We start from the raw sequence: 15,759 nt of genomic DNA on the forward strand, positions 1-15,759 counted from the left end.
AACGGCAGGCCGTGTGGGAGTGCTGCAGGGAATGACCGCCGAAAGGGCCATTGCCCGGACCGAGCCTCGAGACACGTTCCCCAAACTGCTGGCGGAGCTTGCAAAGACGCGCGGCAACCGGCCCGCCTACCGGGAAAAGGAATACGGCATCTGGCAGACCTATGACTGGGCCCATGTCGCAGCCCAGGTGCGCCTGCTGGCCGCCGGCCTCGCCGACCTGGGCTTCCGGCGGGGGGATCGGCTGATCGTGGCCGGCGACAACCGGCCGAGCCTCTACTGGTCGATGTGCGCGGCGCAGTCGCTGGGCGGCGTGCCGGTGCCGGTCTACCAGGACTCGGTCGCCGACGAACTGGCCTACGTCGTCGAGCATGCCGGTGCCCGTTATGCCCTGGCCGAGAACCAGGAGCAGGTCGACAAGCTTCTGGAGATCCAGAAGAAAGTGCCGTCGTTACAGACCATTCTCTACAACGATCCGCGCGGCATGCGGCACTACGAGGGGCTGCTGTCCTATGCCGACGTGCAGGCGCGCGGCGAGAAGCGGTTGGCGGCTACCCCCGACACGGTTTCGGCCGAGGTTGCCCAGGGCAAGGGCAGCGACGATGCCATCATGCTCTACACCTCGGGCACCACGGGCCGGCCGAAGGGCGCGGTGCTGAGCTACGACAATCTCGTCTGGGCAGCCGAGGCGGGGGCTGCCTTCGACGGTCTCAAGGCCGGCGACGAGCTGCTCTCCTATCTGCCGATGGCCTGGGTCGGCGATCACATCTTCTCCTATGCGCAGGGCTATGTGGTCGGGCTGGTCGTGAATTGCCCCGAATCGGCCTCGACGGTGATGACCGACCTGCGGGAGATCGGGCCGACCTATTACTTTGCCCCGCCCCGCGTGCTGGAGAACCTGATCACCCAGGTCACGATCCGCATGGAAGATGCGGGCTTGATCAAGCGCCGCCTGTTCCAGTTCTTCATGGGCGTGGCACGCCGCGTCGGTCCGGCGTTGCTCGATGGCCGGTCGGTCTCGATCGGCGACCGGCTGCTCTATGGGCTGGGCAACCTGCTGATCTACGGTCCGCTCAAGAATACGCTGGGCATGAGCCGCGTACGCGTGGCCTATACCGCGGGCGAAGCCGTCGGACCGGAGATCTTCAACTTCTATCGCGCGCTCGGCGTGAACATGAAGCAGCTCTACGGCCAGACCGAAGCCTCGGTGTTCGTCACCATCCACCCCAACGGCGAGGTCTTCCCCGAAACGGTCGGCAAGCCGGTTTCCAAGGTCGAGCTCAGGATCGCCGAGTCGGGCGAGGTGCTCTACCGCAGCCCCGGTGTGTTCAAGGAATATTTCAAGAATCCCGAGGCGACCAACGACACCAAGACCGCAGACGGCTGGGTGCATACCGGCGATGCCGGTTACCTCGACGAACGCGGCCATCTGCGCATCATCGATCGTGCCAAGGACGTCGGGAAGCTCAACGACGGCACGCTGTTCGCGCCGAAATACATCGAGAACAAGCTGAAGTTCTTTGCGCACATCAACGAGGCGGTGGCGTTCGGCGACGGCCGCGACTTTGTCGCCGCCTTCGTCAATATCGACATGATCGCCGTCGGCGACTGGGCGGAGCGGCGCAATATCGCCTATGCGAGCTACCAGGAGCTGGCGGCAAGGCCCGAGGTCTACGACCTGATCCAGGGCGAAATCGAACAGGTGAACCGCGACCTCGCCGCCGATCCGCGGATGGCCGGCGCGCAGATCCGCCGCTTCCTGATCCTGCACAAGGCGCTCGAAGCCGACGACGGGGAACTGACGCGCACCAACAAGGTGCGGCGCGGCTTCATCGGCGAACGCTACAGGACGCTGGTCGATGCCCTCTACGGCACGGCCAGCTCCGCCCATATCGCCGTCGACGTCACCTTCGAGGACGGCCGCAAGGGCAGGATCGAAGGCGATGTCGCGATCCGCGACCTCGCCCCGCATCCGGCACTCAGGAAGGCAGGCTGACGCCGATGGCCGAGCGCATGCGTTCCTTCACCGAGGTGCTGCTGTCGGTCGAGAATATCAGCCTGTCGTTCGGTGGCGTGAAGGCGCTGACCGACATCAGCTTCGACATCAGGAAGGGCGAGATACGCGCCATCATCGGCCCCAACGGTGCCGGCAAGTCGTCGATGCTGAACTGCATCAACGGCTTCTATCATCCGCAGCAGGGCGCCATCACCTACAAGGGCGTGCGGCGCAGCCGGATGCGGCCACACGAGGCGGCGGAGCAGGGTATCGCGCGAACCTTCCAGAACATCGCTCTGTTCAAGGGCATGTCGACGCTCGACAACATCATGACCGGCCGCAACCTGCGCATGAAGACCGGCCTGTTCTGGCAGGCGCTTCACTTCGGTCCGGCGCGGCGCGAAGAGATCGAGCACCGCAAGGCCGTCGAGGAAATCATCGACTTCCTCGAGATCCAGCATATCCGCAAGGTGCCGGTCGGCCGGTTGCCCTATGGCCTGCAGAAGCGCGTCGAACTCGGCCGGGCGCTTGCCGCCCAGCCCGAGCTGCTGCTGCTCGACGAGCCGATGGCCGGCATGAACATCGAGGAGAAGCAGGACATGTGCCGCTTCATCCTCGACGTGAACGACGAGTTCGGCACGACGATCTGCCTGATCGAGCACGACATGGGTGTGGTCATGGACATTTCGGACCGTGTCGTCGTGCTCGACTACGGCAAGAAGATCGGCGACGGCGTGCCCGACGCGGTGAAGAACGACCAGGCCGTCGTCGACGCCTATCTCGGCGTCAGCCACTGAGCGGAGCGAGCATGCTGGGCCCCTTCCTCGAAACCCTGATCGGCGGCCTCCTGACCGGCGTGCTCTATTCGCTGGTCGCGTTGGGCTTCGTGCTGATCTTCAAGGCTTCCGGCGTCTTCAACTTCGCCCAGGGCGCCATGGTGCTGTTCGCGGCGCTGACCATCGCACGGCTGGCCGGCGCCATCGACAACAAGGAAGTCTTCCTCGGTCAGTTCGTGGCCGCTGCGGCCGTCCTGGGTGTCGCGCTGGCTCTGATCGGCTGGTGGGCCTGGCGTGAATACGTCGCACGAGGCAGTGGGCCAACCGAGCGGCGCAAGCTGCAGCTTCTGGCGTTGTTCGGCGCGCTGGTCGGCGGTGGCGCGGCCTATGTCTATGGCCAGGGCGCCTGGCCGCTGTGGCTGGCCATCGCCGCGACGGCGGCGATCATGGGCTTGCTGGCCTATGCCATCGAGCGGCTGGTGCTGCGCCATCTGGTGAACCAGGAAGGCATCATCCTGTTCATGGCGACGCTCGGCATTACCTACTTTCTGGATGGGTTCGGCCAGACGCTATGGGGCAGTGATGTCTATTCCATCCATCTCGGCCTGCCGAAGGATCCCATCTTCCTGTTCGAGGGCATCTTCGAGGGTGGCCTGCTGATCGATCCCGGCGACCTCGTGGCGGCCGGCATAGCCGCGGCCCTGGTCCTCGTGCTGGCGATCTTCTTCCAGAAGACGCGCGTCGGCCGCGCTCTGCGTGCCGTCGCCGACGACCATGCCGCCGCTCAGTCGGTCGGCATCCCGTTGAACACGATCTGGCTGATTGTCTGGACGGTATCGGGTCTGGTGGCGCTTGCCGCCGGCCTGATCTGGGGAGCCAAGCTCGGCGTGCAGTTCTCGATCTCGCTGATCGCGCTCAAGGCGTTGCCCGTGTTGATCCTGGGTGGCTTCACCTCGGTGCCGGGCGCCATTGTCGGCGGCCTGATCATCGGGGCCGGGGAAAAGCTCTCGGAAGTCTTCCTGGCGCCGATCCTGGTGAGGACCTTCGACCTTGCCGGCGGCGGCATCGAGAACTGGTTCGCTTACGTGCTCGCCCTGGTCTTCCTGCTGTTCCGGCCCCAGGGCCTGTTCGGCGAGCGCATCATCGAGCGCGTTTAGGAGAGCAGGTCCGAGATGCTTTACCGCGAGGCCGGCCAGTTCAAAACCAGCTACGACGCCGATCAGCAGATCTTCCCGATCGTGCAGGATCGGATTTTCGTGATTGCCGTCGTGCTGGCGGCTTTCCTGGTCGTGCCGCTGTTTGCGAGCCAGTACCTCTACACCGAAATCCTGATCCCGTTCCTGATCCTGTCGCTGGCGGCAGTCGGCCTGAACATCCTGGTCGGTTATTGTGGCCAGGTGTCCCTGGGAACGGGCGGCTTCATGGCCGTCGGCGCCTATGCCGCCTACAACCTCTGGCTCCGCGTGCCGGAGGCCAACAATCTCATCGTCGTCTTTCTGTTCGGCGGCCTGATGGCGGCGGCCGTCGGCATCCTGTTCGGCATCCCGTCGCTTCGCATCAAGGGCTTCTATCTCGCGGTAGCCACTCTCGCCTCCCAGTTCTTCCTCGACTGGCTGTTCGCGCGCGTGAAGTGGCTGACCAACTACACGCCGTCCGGCTCGGTGGCGGTCGGCGAGACCAGCGTGTTCGGCTGGAAGATCGACACGCCGGTCGAACGCTATCTCTTCGTCCTGGCCTTCGTGGTCGTGGCGACCCTGGTCGCCAAGAACCTGGTGCGCGGCCATATCGGCCGGTCGTGGATGGCGATCCGCGACATGGATATTGCGGCCGAAATCATCGGCTTCCGGCCCCTGCGCACCAAGCTCTCGGCCTTTGCGGTCAGCTCGTTCTTCATCGGCATTGCGGGCGCCATGTGGGCCTTCCTGCGGCTCGGCGCCTGGGAGCCGTTGGCGTTCGACATCAACCGCTCCTTCCAGCTCCTGTTCATGGTCATCATCGGTGGTCTGGGCTCGCTGCTCGGCAGTTTCCTGGGGGCGGCCTTCATCATTCTGGTCCCGATCGTGCTCAATCAGCTCCCGGGCTGGCTCGGCATCAAGATGTCGGTCGCCCTGATCGGTCATCTGGAGTTCATGGTGTTCGGTGCGATGATCGTCTTCTTCCTGATCGTCGAACCGCACGGCCTGGCCCGGCTCTGGGCGGTGGCCAAGGAGAAGCTGCGGCTCTGGCCGTTTCCGCACTGATCAACTAGGCTTTAAACCAAGGGTTGCCCGGGGAAGGATCGACCCAACAATCAAAGGAGGAAACGATGAGGCTAGGAAAGGCAGCGCTTCTGGGTGCGGTCGCGGTTGCGGCAGGTTTCGTCGCAACAGCGTCCATCCCCAACGCCGCATGGGCGCAGAACGAACAGTATCTCGCCGGATTGATCTACCGCACGGGCGCCTATGCCCCGAACGGCATTCCGTTCGCAAACGGCATCGCCGACTACTACGCGTTGATCAATGCACGTGACGGTGGCATCAACGGCGTCAAGCTGAACTACGAGGAATGCGATACCGCCTACGCCACCGATCGCGGCGTGGAGTGCTACGAGCGCCTGAAGAACAAGGGCCCGACCGGAACGGCCTACGTCGCGCCGCTCAGCACCGGCATCACCTTCGCACTCACCGAGAAGGCGCCGATCGACAAGATCCCGATCATCTCGATGGGTTACGGCCGCTCTGAAAGCCGCGACGGCAGCGTGTTCCAGTGGAACTTCCCGCTGCTCGGCACCTACTGGTCGGCCGCCGACATCATCATGCAACACATCGCCAAGAAAGAAGGCGGCTTCGACAAGCTCAAGGGCAAGAAGATCGTGCTGGTCTATCACGACTCGCCCTATGGCAAGGAGCCGATCGCGCTCCTCGAAGAGCGCGCCAAGATGCATGGCTTCTCCTTCACGCCGATGCCGGTCACGCATCCTGGCGTCGAACAGAAGGCGACCTGGCTGCAGATCCGCCAGAACCGGCCGGACTATGTCCTGCTGTGGGGCTGGGGTGTCATGAACTCGACGGCGATCAAGGAAGCGGCTGCCGTCGGCTTCCCGCGCGACAAGATGTACGGCGTGTGGTGGTCGGGCGCCGAACCCGATGTGCGTCCGGCCGAAGGCGGCGCCAAGGGCTACAATGCCGCCATGCTTCAGCACGGTGCCGGCCAGTTCGCCGTGCACAAAGACTTGAAGAAGTACCTCTACGACAAGGGCCTCGGCTCGGCGAAGTGGGACGAGACCGGCGAGGTGCTCTACATCCGCGGTCTCGTGAACGGCATGCTGGGCGTCGAGTCGATCCGCAAGGCGCAGACCAAGTTCGGCAACAAGCCGCTCACCGGCGAGCAGGTCCGCTGGGGCATCGAGAATCTCGAAATCTCCGCCGATCGCGTCAAGGAACTGGGCTTCGAGGGGGTGATGAAGCCCATAAAGGTGAGCTGCTCGGATCACGAGGGCACACGCGCGGGCCGTATCCAGCAATGGGACGGCACCAAGTGGAACGTGGTGAGCGAGTGGTACGAATCCGACGACAAGGTTATCAAGCCGATGGTCGAGGCGGCGGCGAAGAAGTACGCGGAAGAGAAGAAGCTGCCGATCCGCGACTGCTCGAAGGAGAACTGAGCTGTCGACGTCGGCCTCTTCCGGCACATCGAACCCCCTCCCCCGCTCGGCGGGGGAGGAAGGGGCAATGGTCGCGCCGGCCAACGTCATCGACGTGGCCAATATCGAGGTCATCTACAATCACGTGATCCTGGTGCTGAAGGGTGTGTCGCTGTCGGTGCCGGAAGGCGGCATCGTGGCGCTGCTCGGCGGCAATGGCGCCGGCAAGTCGACAACGCTCAAGGCGATCTCGAACCTGCTGTTGACCGAGCGTGGCGAGGTCACGAAGGGGCAGGTTCGTTGCCGCGGCGAGCGGGTGGACGGGCTCTCGCCCAACGATCTGGTGCGTCGTGGCGTCATTCAGGTGATGGAGGGCCGTCATTGCTTCGGCCACCTTACCGTCGAGGAGAACCTGCTGACCGGCGCGTTCATTCACGGCAGCAAGCGGCGGCAGATCGCCGACGACCTCGAAAAGGTCTACCACTATTTCCCGCGATTGAAGGTCCGTCGCTCGAGCCTTGCCGGCTACACGTCGGGCGGCGAGCAACAGATGACGGCCATTGGGCGTGCCCTGATGAGCCGGCCCAACACCATCCTGCTCGATGAACCGTCGATGGGGCTGGCGCCGCAGCTCGTGGAGGAGATCTTCGAGATCGTGAAGAACCTCAACGAGAAGGAAAAGGTCTCGATCCTGCTGGCCGAGCAGAACACGAACGTGGCCCTACGCTTCGCCCATTATGGCTACATCCTGGAAAACGGCCGGGTCGTGCTCGACGGCGACGCCGCGTCCTTGCGCGAGAACGAGGACGTAAAGGAGTTCTACCTCGGCATCGGCGGCGAGGGGCGTCGCTCCTTCCGCGACGTCAAACACTATCGTCGCCGCAAGCGCTGGCTTTAGGCGCGCGTGAAAGTCTTCCAGGCGGCGTAGACGAGCGGCGGGATCGCCACGAGATCGGCGAGGGCGATGGTGCGCAAGGCGCCGCTCGGCATGCCGTAGAGGGCGTAGAAGCCCAAGAATCCTGCGACATTGATCGCGGCTGCCACAAGCGCGGCGGGCCGCACTGACGGCGACCAACTCGCCCAGAGGCAGAGGATGCCGACCAGCGCCAGCAGAAGCGCGCGATGGCGCATCAGCAACACCAGCGTGGTGTCGGTCGGCGCGACGCTATAGAGGCGCGACAGCATCTCCGGCGCGAAGACTGGCGCGATCGGCAGCAGGTGAATGATGGCGACGACGGCAAAGGCCAGGGGAACGGCGATGGTGGTCCACATGTTTCGACCATCGCCGGTTCCGGCTACTGCCGGCAATTACTTGGCCGGTAAGGGCCGAGACCGTTATTCGACCGTCACATCCAGCGCGATCGCGGGAGAAGCGCAGAGGGTTGCGCTGACCGGCGAGGTGGTCGCTGCCGCTGTCGCCAGCTCTCGCAGGATCGCCGGGTCGACGCCTTTTGCGGCAATGCGCACGTTTATGCGCAGATTATCCATCGCCATCGACACGCCGTCGATGCCGACCAGTCCACGCGAATCGCTCTCGCTATCGACGCGGACTTGCAGCGTGTCCAAGGTGATGCCGCGCATCGCCGACTTCATGGCGATGACCGTTGCCGCGCACGACGCCAGCGACGCACGCATCAGCCAGCCTGGATTGGCGCCTTCGCCCTGGCCGCCGAGCGCCGGGGGCATGTCCGTAACAGTACGCTCGCTTGCCGGGCCGGCAATCTCGCAGCGCAGGCCCCCTGTCCAGGTCGCCGTGGCGAAGGCGTTGGGCTTGCGGGCCGCTGCCGGCTTTTCCGTGAAGGCCTGACGGAGGTGCGCGATAGCGGCAGCGGTATCGGTAGACAATGGATTCTCCCCCTCTTGCGTTCTGGCGTGACGACACGTGCGCCTAGTCCACTATAGCCGATGCCAAGGGAAATGGCGTTGTCGCGCTTCGGCGGCGGGCGATGAAGACTTAAGCTGCCTTGGTCGCTGCCGAGGCCTTCAGGATCGGCGGGGCGAAGCGGAAAGCGGCACCCAGCCGGTTCCAGGCATTGATGGTGGCGACCGCCGTGCTGAGGAAGATGGTCTCGCTTTCGCTGAAGTGGCGGCGCACGGCATCGTAGGCCCCGTCGGATACTGTCTTGTCGGAAAGCCGCGTCAGGGTTTCCGCCCAGGCCAGCGCCGCGCACTCGCGCTCCGAGAAGATGCCGGCCTCGTGCCAGGTCGCGACCAGGTCGAGCTTCTCCTGCGGCAGGCCCAGCCGGCGCGAGACGTTGAGATGGATCTGCAGGCAGAAAGCGCAGTTGTTGATCTGCGAGACGCGCAGTTTCACGAGTTCGACGATCGTCTTGTCGAGCCCTGCCTCGTCGGCGGCCTTGCCCATGGCGAGCAGGGCGGCCTGGGCCGACGGTGCGGTCTTCTGGAAGGTCTCGTAGGCGATGCGGACGGACGACATGGTGGCTCCATAATATTCGAGCTCTGATATTATGCGATGGGCCCGGCGTTGCAAGGTCGGGAGGGGGGCTCTACCGTTCGCTCCAAGCCAGCATGGCAACGGGAGAAACGCATGTCGCCGCACTACGACACGTTGGAGACCAGGACCCCCGAGGCACGCGAGAAGGCATTGATGCAGGCCCTGCCGCAGCAGATTGCCCATGCCAAGGCCAACGCCCCCTTCTTCGCGGAGTGGCTGAAGGACGTCGATCCCGAAGCAGTGACCTCTCGTGCCGCGCTCGCCAAGCTGCCCGTCCTGCGCAAGTCGATGCTGGGTGAGGTGCAGAAGAAGACCCCGCCGATGGGCGGCCTGATCACCGTGCCCATGAGCAAGGTGCGCCATGTCTTCATGTCACCTGGTCCGATCTTCGAGATCGACACCGACGAGCCCGACTATTTCCGCGGCGCGCGAGCGATGTATGCCTGCGGCTTCCGGCCGGGCGACATTGTCTACAACACCTTCGCCTATCACCTGACGCCGGCCGGCATGATGATGGAGTCGGCGGCGCGGGCATTAGGCTGCGCCGTCGTACCGGGCGGCGTCGGCAATACCGAGCTGCAACTCGACGCCATCGCGGCGATCCGGCCCACCGGCTATGTCGGCACGCCGTCGTTCCTCAAGATCCTGATCGAGAAGGCAGTTGAGCTGGGCAAGGACATCTCCTCCCTGAAGCACGCCTTCGTCGGCGCCGAGGCGCTGCCGCCGTCCCTGCGCCAGATGTTCCGGGACAAGAGCATGACCTGCCTGCAGAGCTACGGCACGGCCGATCTCGGCACCATCGCCTACGAGTCCGCCGGCCCCGGCGGTGCGGTCGAAGGGATGGTCGTCGACGAAGGCGTGATCGTGGAGATCGTGCGCCCCGGCACCGGCGATCCCGTGCCCGAGGGTGAAGTCGGCGAGGTCGTGGTGACCTCGTTCAACCGCGCCTATCCGCTGATCCGCTTCGGCACTGGCGACATGTCTGCCGTGCTGGCGGGTACGAGCCCCTGCGGGCGCACCAACATGCGCATCAAGGGTTGGATGGGCCGCGCCGACCAGCGCACCAAGGTGCGCGGCATGTTCGTCGACCCCGAGCAGATCGCCGAGATCGCTAGGAAACATCCCGGTCTCGGCCGCCTGCGGCTGGTGGTCGACTGGGTCAACCAAGCCGATACCATGACGCTCAAGGTCGAAACTGCCCAGTCTTCGGTCGATCTCGAGAAGGCGCTGGAAGGCACCATTCGCACCGTCTGCAAGGTCGGCGGCAAGGTCGAGTTCGCCAAGCCGGGCAGCCTGCCGAACGACGGCAAGGTGATCGACGACGTCAGAAAGTACACGTGACGTCGCCGCATCGGCTTTGCGATTGCGCGTGAGTCGGTGGCCGAAGGAGTCGGTGTGGTGATTGACGGCCGCGGCACGGTGGATGACGGCGTCGTTAACTGGAGCGTCTCGCCTGACCTTCCCGAATTCTTCCTTGTGATTTCAGGGAGTTGGCCGTTCGCTGGTGCGGCCGCGCTGGCAAATCTGCCACAATTCCCGTATCTAGTCGGCTGTGCGGCTGCCCCCGATTCGCCGGGCTCTTCCGGCGGTTCGTCCCCCTCACGCCTGGGGTCCGTGCCAAGGAGGATATCTTGAAGAGGCGCACTTTTGTCTCCGGTTCGGTGGCCGTTGCCGCCGCCAGTGTGCTGGCCGCCCCGGCCATTGCCGCAACGATCAAGCCGTATAGCTGGGATCTCAACCCGCCGACCGACACCCGCGACAATTTCATCGCCTGGGGCAAGGCCCGCGGAGAAGATCCGGTGTTTCTCGGTCAGCGCTGGGACCGCTTCCAGGCCCTCCTGCGCAACAAGGACATCTGGGACGCCAAGACCAGCCGCGCCTTCCTGCTCACGCCACGCGAAGAGTTCGCCTCGATCAACCCGGCGATCCACAAGCGGGCCTACGAGCACAACTTTCTCGACATCGGCTATGGCGTCACCATGTCTGGCCCGCACATCCAGGGCCGCATGACCAACGTCATCGACGTGAATCGCGGCGAGAAGGTGCTGGAGATCGGCACCGGCTCGGGCGTCCAGTCGGCCTACCTCGCCAACCTGACCGAGAACACCTACACGATTGAAATCATCGCGCCGCTCGCCCAGCGCACGCGCGCCCTCTACGACAAGTTGATCGACAAGGGCTACACCGAGTTCAAGCACATCAAGACCAAGCACGCCGACGGCTACTACGGCTGGGAAGAGGCTGCGCCGTTCGACAAGATCATCGTGACCACCGGCATCGACCACGTGCCGCCGCCGCTGTTGAAGCAGCTCAAGTCGGGCGGCGTGATGGTCATCCCGGTCGGTCCGCCGGGCGCACAGCGCGTGCTCAAGGTGACCAAGACCCAGGGTGCCGACGGTTCGATCACCACGAGCCGCGAAGACATCTACGGCGGCAAGATCGTGCCCTTCGTGCCCTTCACCAAGCTCGAAGGCGACAAGATCGTCGGTACGCACAACCGCTAGCAGGCAATATTGTCGTCCGGACGGAGCGAGGGACCGACACAGGTTCCTCGCTTCGGTCTGCACCGGGTGACATGGACTTCGGGCCCCCAACGAGCCCCCTCTGAAGATCGCACAAAGCGATCCAACAACAACGGAGAGCCCCCTTGACCGTCGCGGTCGATCTCGACCATCGCCCCTCGCTTGCCTTCTATCTGTCTGTAGGCCTGGTCGCCGGCAGCATCATCGCGCTGCAGATCGGCATCATGCGCGTCTTCTCGGTGGGAAGCTGGGCGCATTTCGGTTCACTGGTGGTGAGCCTCGCCATGTTCGGCTTCGGCCTTACAAGCGCGGTCATGTGCGTGGGCAAGAGCTGGTTCGAGCGCCACTGGGTCGGCGCGATCAAGGGCGCGCTGCTGGCCTTCGGTCCGCTGATGGTGGTGTGCAACCTCGCTGCCCAGCAGGTGCCGTTCAACGCCATCTTTCTGATCTCCGACCCGATGCAGAAGTGGCGGCTGTTCGCCAACTTCGTGCTCTACTTCCTGCCGTTCCTGGCGGGCGCACTCTATCTCGGCGTGGTCTTCCTGAAGGCACAGAAGACCTTCAACCGCGTCTACTTCGCCGATCTTGTCGGTTCGGGCCTGTGCGGCCTCGCCGTCCTGCTTGCGATGTATTGGTGGCGGCCCAGCGATCTCATCATGGCGCCGCTGCTGCTCTGGTTGGCCGGTGGCATCCTGTGGTTCGTGGCCATGGGCGATCGTCGCGGCATCGCCGCCATCGTCGGCGTGGCGATCCTGGCGGCTGGCGCACACTACGTCGCGCCGCAGGTGCTCGGCATCCCCAAGCTCGCGGTGTCGGACTACAAGGGCGTCTCCTACGTCCGCAAGTTCCCCGACAACAAGCGCACCTACGAGCGGACCTCGCCGTTCGGCTACCTTGAGGTCTATTCGAGCTCCTACCTGCATTTCGCGCCGGGCCTGTCGGACAACGCCGCGTTCAACCTGCCCAAGATGCCGTCGAACGCCTATCTCGGCCTCTACATCGATTCGGAAGGTCCCTCCGGCATCATCAAGGACCTGCCGGCGGACGAGACGGCCTATTTCAAGTATCTGCCGATGTACTATCCGTACCTGCTGAAGAAGGACCCCACGACGTTCGTGGTCCAGTTCGGCGGCGGCATCTCCACGGCGGTGGCGCTGAAGTCCGGGTCGGAGAAGGTGACGGTCGCCGAGGGCAATCCCGCGGTGCTGTCGGCGTTCCGCGAGGACAAGCATCTGCGCGACTTCACCGGCGACATCCTGAACAATCCCAAGATCAACGTCATCGACTATGACGGCCGGCTCTATGTCGCGCACACCAAGAATCGCTACGACGTGGTCGATCTGTCGCTCGCCGACTCGGCCGGCCTGTCGAGCCCCGGTGGCTTCTCGATCGTCGAGAAATACTCCTACACGCGCGAGGCAATGAGCGCCTACATGCGCGCGTTGAAGCCCGACGGCGTCCTGTCGGTCACTTTGTGGAACAAGGAAGAGCCGCCGAAGTCGGTGCTGAAGCTCTACGCCACGATGGTGGCGGCGGCGCGCGACGTCGATGGCGGCAAGGACATCGCCAACGAATTCTACGTCGTCTCGGCCTACCTCTCGACAACGACCGTGCTCTACAAGCGCAACGGTTTCACGCCCGAGGAGATCGCCAAGCTCAACGCCCAGACCAAGGCATTGTCCTTCGACGAGATCTACTATCCCGGCATCAAGGTCGATACGGCCGCGCTGCCGCAGATCCTCGCCGACTATCGCAACCAGTTCTTCTTCACCGGCCAGCCGCCCGATCCGACCGCGCCGTCGGAGAGCGAGCCGAACGACAAGCCGCCGCCTGGAGTGACAGAGGCTGCTCCGGGCACCGCGGAAACACAGGCCGACGGCGCACCGCCGGTTCCCAAGATTCCCGCCACGGTGCTCGGCCGGCTGGCCTGGCACTACCTGATCGACGGCGGCTGGCAGAAAGTTGCCAACGAATACGTCTTCGACACCCGCATGCTCACCAACCACCAGCCTTACTTCGCGGCCTATATCAAGGTGCCGGACCTGCTGAAGTTCTCCGACCGGCTCGAGCTAGTGCAGGACGAATGGGGCTACTTGCTGGTGTGGGCGACGCTCGGCATCGCGACCGTCTTTGCGCTCACCCTGGTCCTGTTCCCGGTGATCTTCGGCTGGCGCACCATCTTCAGCCGCTATCCCGGCAAGTTCGGCACGATGATCTATTTCCTCTGCCTGGGGCTGGGCTACATCATCGTCGAGGTGGGCATGATTTCCCACTTCATCCTGGCGCTCTCCAACGCGACCGTGTCGGCGTCGGTGCTGATCACCGGCATGCTGGTCTTCTCCGGCATCGGCAGCTTCTACGCCGAGCGTTTCCTCGACCGGACGCGCACTTTCATGCCGAAGGTCTTCCTGGCGATCTTCGTGATCCTGGCGGTCTATGCCTTCACGATCGACTACGCGCTCGACTGGATCGGCACGCTGCCCTATGCGCTGCGCATCGTGCTGTGCCTTGCGATCATCTTCCCGCCGGCATTCCTCATGGGCTTCCCCATGCCGACGGCGATGACGATGCTCGGCCGCCTGGGCAAGGACCACATGTTCCTGTGGGCCTGGGGCATCAACGGCTGCTTCTCGGTGATCGGTGCCGCCCTGGTGCCGATCGTGGCGACAAGTTTCGGCCTGCCGGCTGTCGTGCTGGTGGGGGCGGTCGCCTATCTGATTGCGCTGCCGACGTTCTTCTCCGTGCTGATGCCGCTCCAAAGCGGGCGGCCCGCCGCGGCGTGAAGCGGCGGGCGCTGCTGGTACTGGGGGCACTGCTGATGCCAACCGCCGCGCACGCCCAGAAGAAGAAGCCTGCCAAGAAGCAGGCGGTGAAGCCGGCCGCCGCCAAGGTGGCCGCTCCCAAGGCTGCACCCAAAGCGCCGCCGCCATCGCCCACGCCGTCGCTCAAGGAAGCGAAGATCGAGCTCGTCGCCTTCAACGCCTCGGCCTTCCCCTATCGCGGCTTCATGCCGGGGTCGACCAAGCCCTTCCTCGATGCGCGCGACGGCAAGCGGCGCGGCCACACGACCGGCCGCGGCGACGTCTATTGGGAGGAAACGGTCTACAGCGACCGGCGCTCGTTGCTCTACCTGCCGCAAGGTTTCGATCCGGCGCGGCCGGTGATGATCGTCCTCTATCTTCACGGCAACGGTGCCACCCTCGAGCGCGATGTCATTGCCCGGCAGGGAGTACCGCGACAGGTCGCCGAGTCGGGCCAGAACATCGCGCTGGTAGCGCCCCAGCTCGCTGTCGATGCGGCCGATTCGAGTGCCGGCAATTTCTGGCGCGGCGGGCACTTCGCGACCTATCTCGACGAAGCGGCGGAACGGTTGATGCGGCTCTACGGCAAGCGCCTGGCCGGTCGCGCGTTCAACACGGCGCCGGTGACGATCGTCGCCTATAGCGGCGGCTACCTGCCGGCCGCCTATGCGCTGGAACGCGGCGGCGCCAATCATCGCGTGCATGGCGTGCTGCTGATGGACGCACTCTATGGCGACGAGGACAAGTTCGCCGCCTGGTTCGCCGCCCGCCGCCGCCAGGCCTTCCTGCTCAGTGCCTATACGGAATCCACCCGGTCCGAGAATGCTGCCCTTGAGGGGTTGCTGGCCAAGCGCCGCATTCGGGTCTCGCGCGGCATGCCCCGGAGCCTGTCGGCGGGAACTGTGGCGTTCGTGGCCACGGGTGGCCTCGACATGCATGGCGATTTTGTTACGCGCGCCTGGCAGGCCGATCCCCTGAAGCAGGCCCTCTCCCTGATTCCCGGCTACGGCCCGGTTCGTGATAAGAGAGGCGTATGAGCGATCCTCTGCGCCAGGAACTTCTCGATATCTTCGTCGGTCGGGCGACCCGCCGGTACGGCCTGAGCGAGATCAACCAGCTCCAGCATGCGCTGCAGTCGGCGGCACTTGCCGAAGCCGACAATGCACCACCGGCAACGGTGTTGGCCGCGCTGTTGCACGATGTCGGCCACATGATCCACGAGCTGGGCGAAGACCCGGCGTCGCGCGGCGTCGACGACGTGCACGAAGCGCTGGGCGCCGATTGGCTGGCCAAGCGATTCGGACCGGACGTCAGCGAGCCAGTCCGCCTGCACGTCACGGCCAAGCGCTATCTCTGCACGGTCGAGTCCGACTATTTCGGCAAGCTCGCCCCCGATTCGGTGCGCAGCCTCAAGCTGCAGGGCGGCCTGATGTCGCCGGACGAAGTCGAGGCTTTCCGCGCCAACCCTCATCACGCCGAGGCGGTGCGGCTGCGCCGCTACGACGAAGAGGCGAAGGACCCGCACGCTTGCACGCCGGACTTCGACCATTATCTGCGCCACGTACCGGCCTGTCGGCGCCCCTGAGGTTC

Annotated in this window: 14 protein-coding genes; 11 read left to right on the plus strand and 3 right to left on the minus strand. The window is 64.6% G+C overall.

Annotation, left to right across the window (positions count from 1 at the left end; translation table 11 throughout):
- Positions 1–31 precede the first annotated feature (31 nt).
- From BN60_RS25345 to BN60_RS25370, 6 genes are all read left to right on the plus strand, one after another.
- On the plus strand, positions 32–1,993 hold the full coding sequence (locus BN60_RS25345) for an AMP-binding protein (protein ID WP_020698987.1): 1,962 nt from the start codon (positions 32–34) through the stop codon (positions 1,991–1,993).
- 5 nt (positions 1,994–1,998) lie between these two features.
- Positions 1,999–2,790, plus strand: coding sequence for an ABC transporter ATP-binding protein (locus tag BN60_RS25350; protein WP_020698988.1), 792 nt, complete (start codon positions 1,999–2,001; stop codon positions 2,788–2,790).
- An 11-nt stretch (positions 2,791–2,801) separates the two neighbouring features.
- On the plus strand, positions 2,802–3,926 hold the full coding sequence (locus BN60_RS31130) for a branched-chain amino acid ABC transporter permease (protein WP_020698989.1): 1,125 nt from the start codon (positions 2,802–2,804) through the stop codon (positions 3,924–3,926).
- 15 nt (positions 3,927–3,941) lie between these two features.
- On the plus strand, positions 3,942–5,009 hold the full coding sequence (locus BN60_RS25360) for a branched-chain amino acid ABC transporter permease (protein ID WP_020698990.1): 1,068 nt from the start codon (positions 3,942–3,944) through the stop codon (positions 5,007–5,009).
- A gap of 65 nt (positions 5,010–5,074) precedes the next feature.
- Positions 5,075–6,412: an ABC transporter substrate-binding protein gene (locus tag BN60_RS25365; RefSeq protein ID WP_020698991.1), complete on the plus strand. Its 1,338-nt coding sequence runs from the start codon at positions 5,075–5,077 to the stop codon at positions 6,410–6,412.
- Positions 6,413–6,479: 67 nt separating this feature from the next.
- Positions 6,480–7,289 (plus strand): ABC transporter ATP-binding protein, encoded by an 810-nt coding sequence (locus BN60_RS25370; protein WP_020698992.1) that lies wholly within the window; start codon positions 6,480–6,482, stop codon positions 7,287–7,289.
- Here BN60_RS25370 and BN60_RS25375 read toward each other — a convergent pair.
- From BN60_RS25375 to BN60_RS25385, 3 genes are all read right to left on the minus strand, one after another.
- Positions 7,286–7,663, minus strand: coding sequence for a hypothetical protein (locus BN60_RS25375; protein ID WP_020698993.1), 378 nt, complete (start codon positions 7,661–7,663; stop codon positions 7,286–7,288). The genes BN60_RS25370 and BN60_RS25375 overlap by 4 nt on opposite strands.
- Before the next feature lie 63 nt (positions 7,664–7,726).
- Positions 7,727–8,236: an OsmC family protein gene (locus BN60_RS25380; RefSeq protein WP_020698994.1), complete on the minus strand. Its 510-nt coding sequence runs from the start codon at positions 8,234–8,236 to the stop codon at positions 7,727–7,729.
- 109 nt (positions 8,237–8,345) lie between these two features.
- Positions 8,346–8,828, minus strand: a complete 483-nt coding sequence (locus BN60_RS25385; RefSeq protein WP_020698995.1) for a carboxymuconolactone decarboxylase family protein — start codon at positions 8,826–8,828, stop codon at positions 8,346–8,348.
- Positions 8,829–8,939: 111 nt separating this feature from the next.
- On the opposite strand from BN60_RS25385, the gene BN60_RS25390 reads away from it, so the two are divergent.
- The 5 genes from BN60_RS25390 to BN60_RS25410 all read left to right on the plus strand — a co-directional run bounded on the left by BN60_RS25390 (position 8,940) and on the right by BN60_RS25410 (position 15,754).
- A complete protein-coding gene (locus tag BN60_RS25390; RefSeq protein ID WP_020698996.1) occupies positions 8,940–10,187 on the plus strand; it encodes a phenylacetate--CoA ligase family protein in 1,248 nt (415 codons plus the stop codon).
- 290 nt (positions 10,188–10,477) lie between these two features.
- Complete coding sequence (locus tag BN60_RS25395; protein ID WP_020698997.1) at positions 10,478–11,350, plus strand: protein-L-isoaspartate O-methyltransferase family protein; 873 nt, start codon at positions 10,478–10,480, stop codon at positions 11,348–11,350.
- Positions 11,351–11,493: 143 nt separating this feature from the next.
- Positions 11,494–14,151 carry a hypothetical protein gene (locus BN60_RS25400; protein WP_020698998.1) on the plus strand — a complete coding sequence of 886 codons (2,658 nt, stop codon included), beginning with the start codon at positions 11,494–11,496 and terminating at the stop codon, positions 14,149–14,151.
- Entirely contained in the window at positions 14,148–15,206 is a 1,059-nt protein-coding gene (locus BN60_RS25405; RefSeq protein ID WP_020698999.1) for an alpha/beta hydrolase family protein, read from the plus strand. Before BN60_RS25400 ends, BN60_RS25405 begins: the two co-directional genes overlap by 4 nt.
- Complete coding sequence (locus BN60_RS25410) at positions 15,203–15,754, plus strand: HD domain-containing protein (protein WP_020699000.1); 552 nt, start codon at positions 15,203–15,205, stop codon at positions 15,752–15,754. Before BN60_RS25405 ends, BN60_RS25410 begins: the two co-directional genes overlap by 4 nt.
- The last annotated feature ends 5 nt before the right edge of the window (positions 15,755–15,759 follow it).

The sequence above is a fragment of the Reyranella massiliensis 521 genome, assembly GCF_000312425.1.
Classification (GTDB): domain Bacteria; phylum Pseudomonadota; class Alphaproteobacteria; order Reyranellales; family Reyranellaceae; genus Reyranella; species Reyranella massiliensis.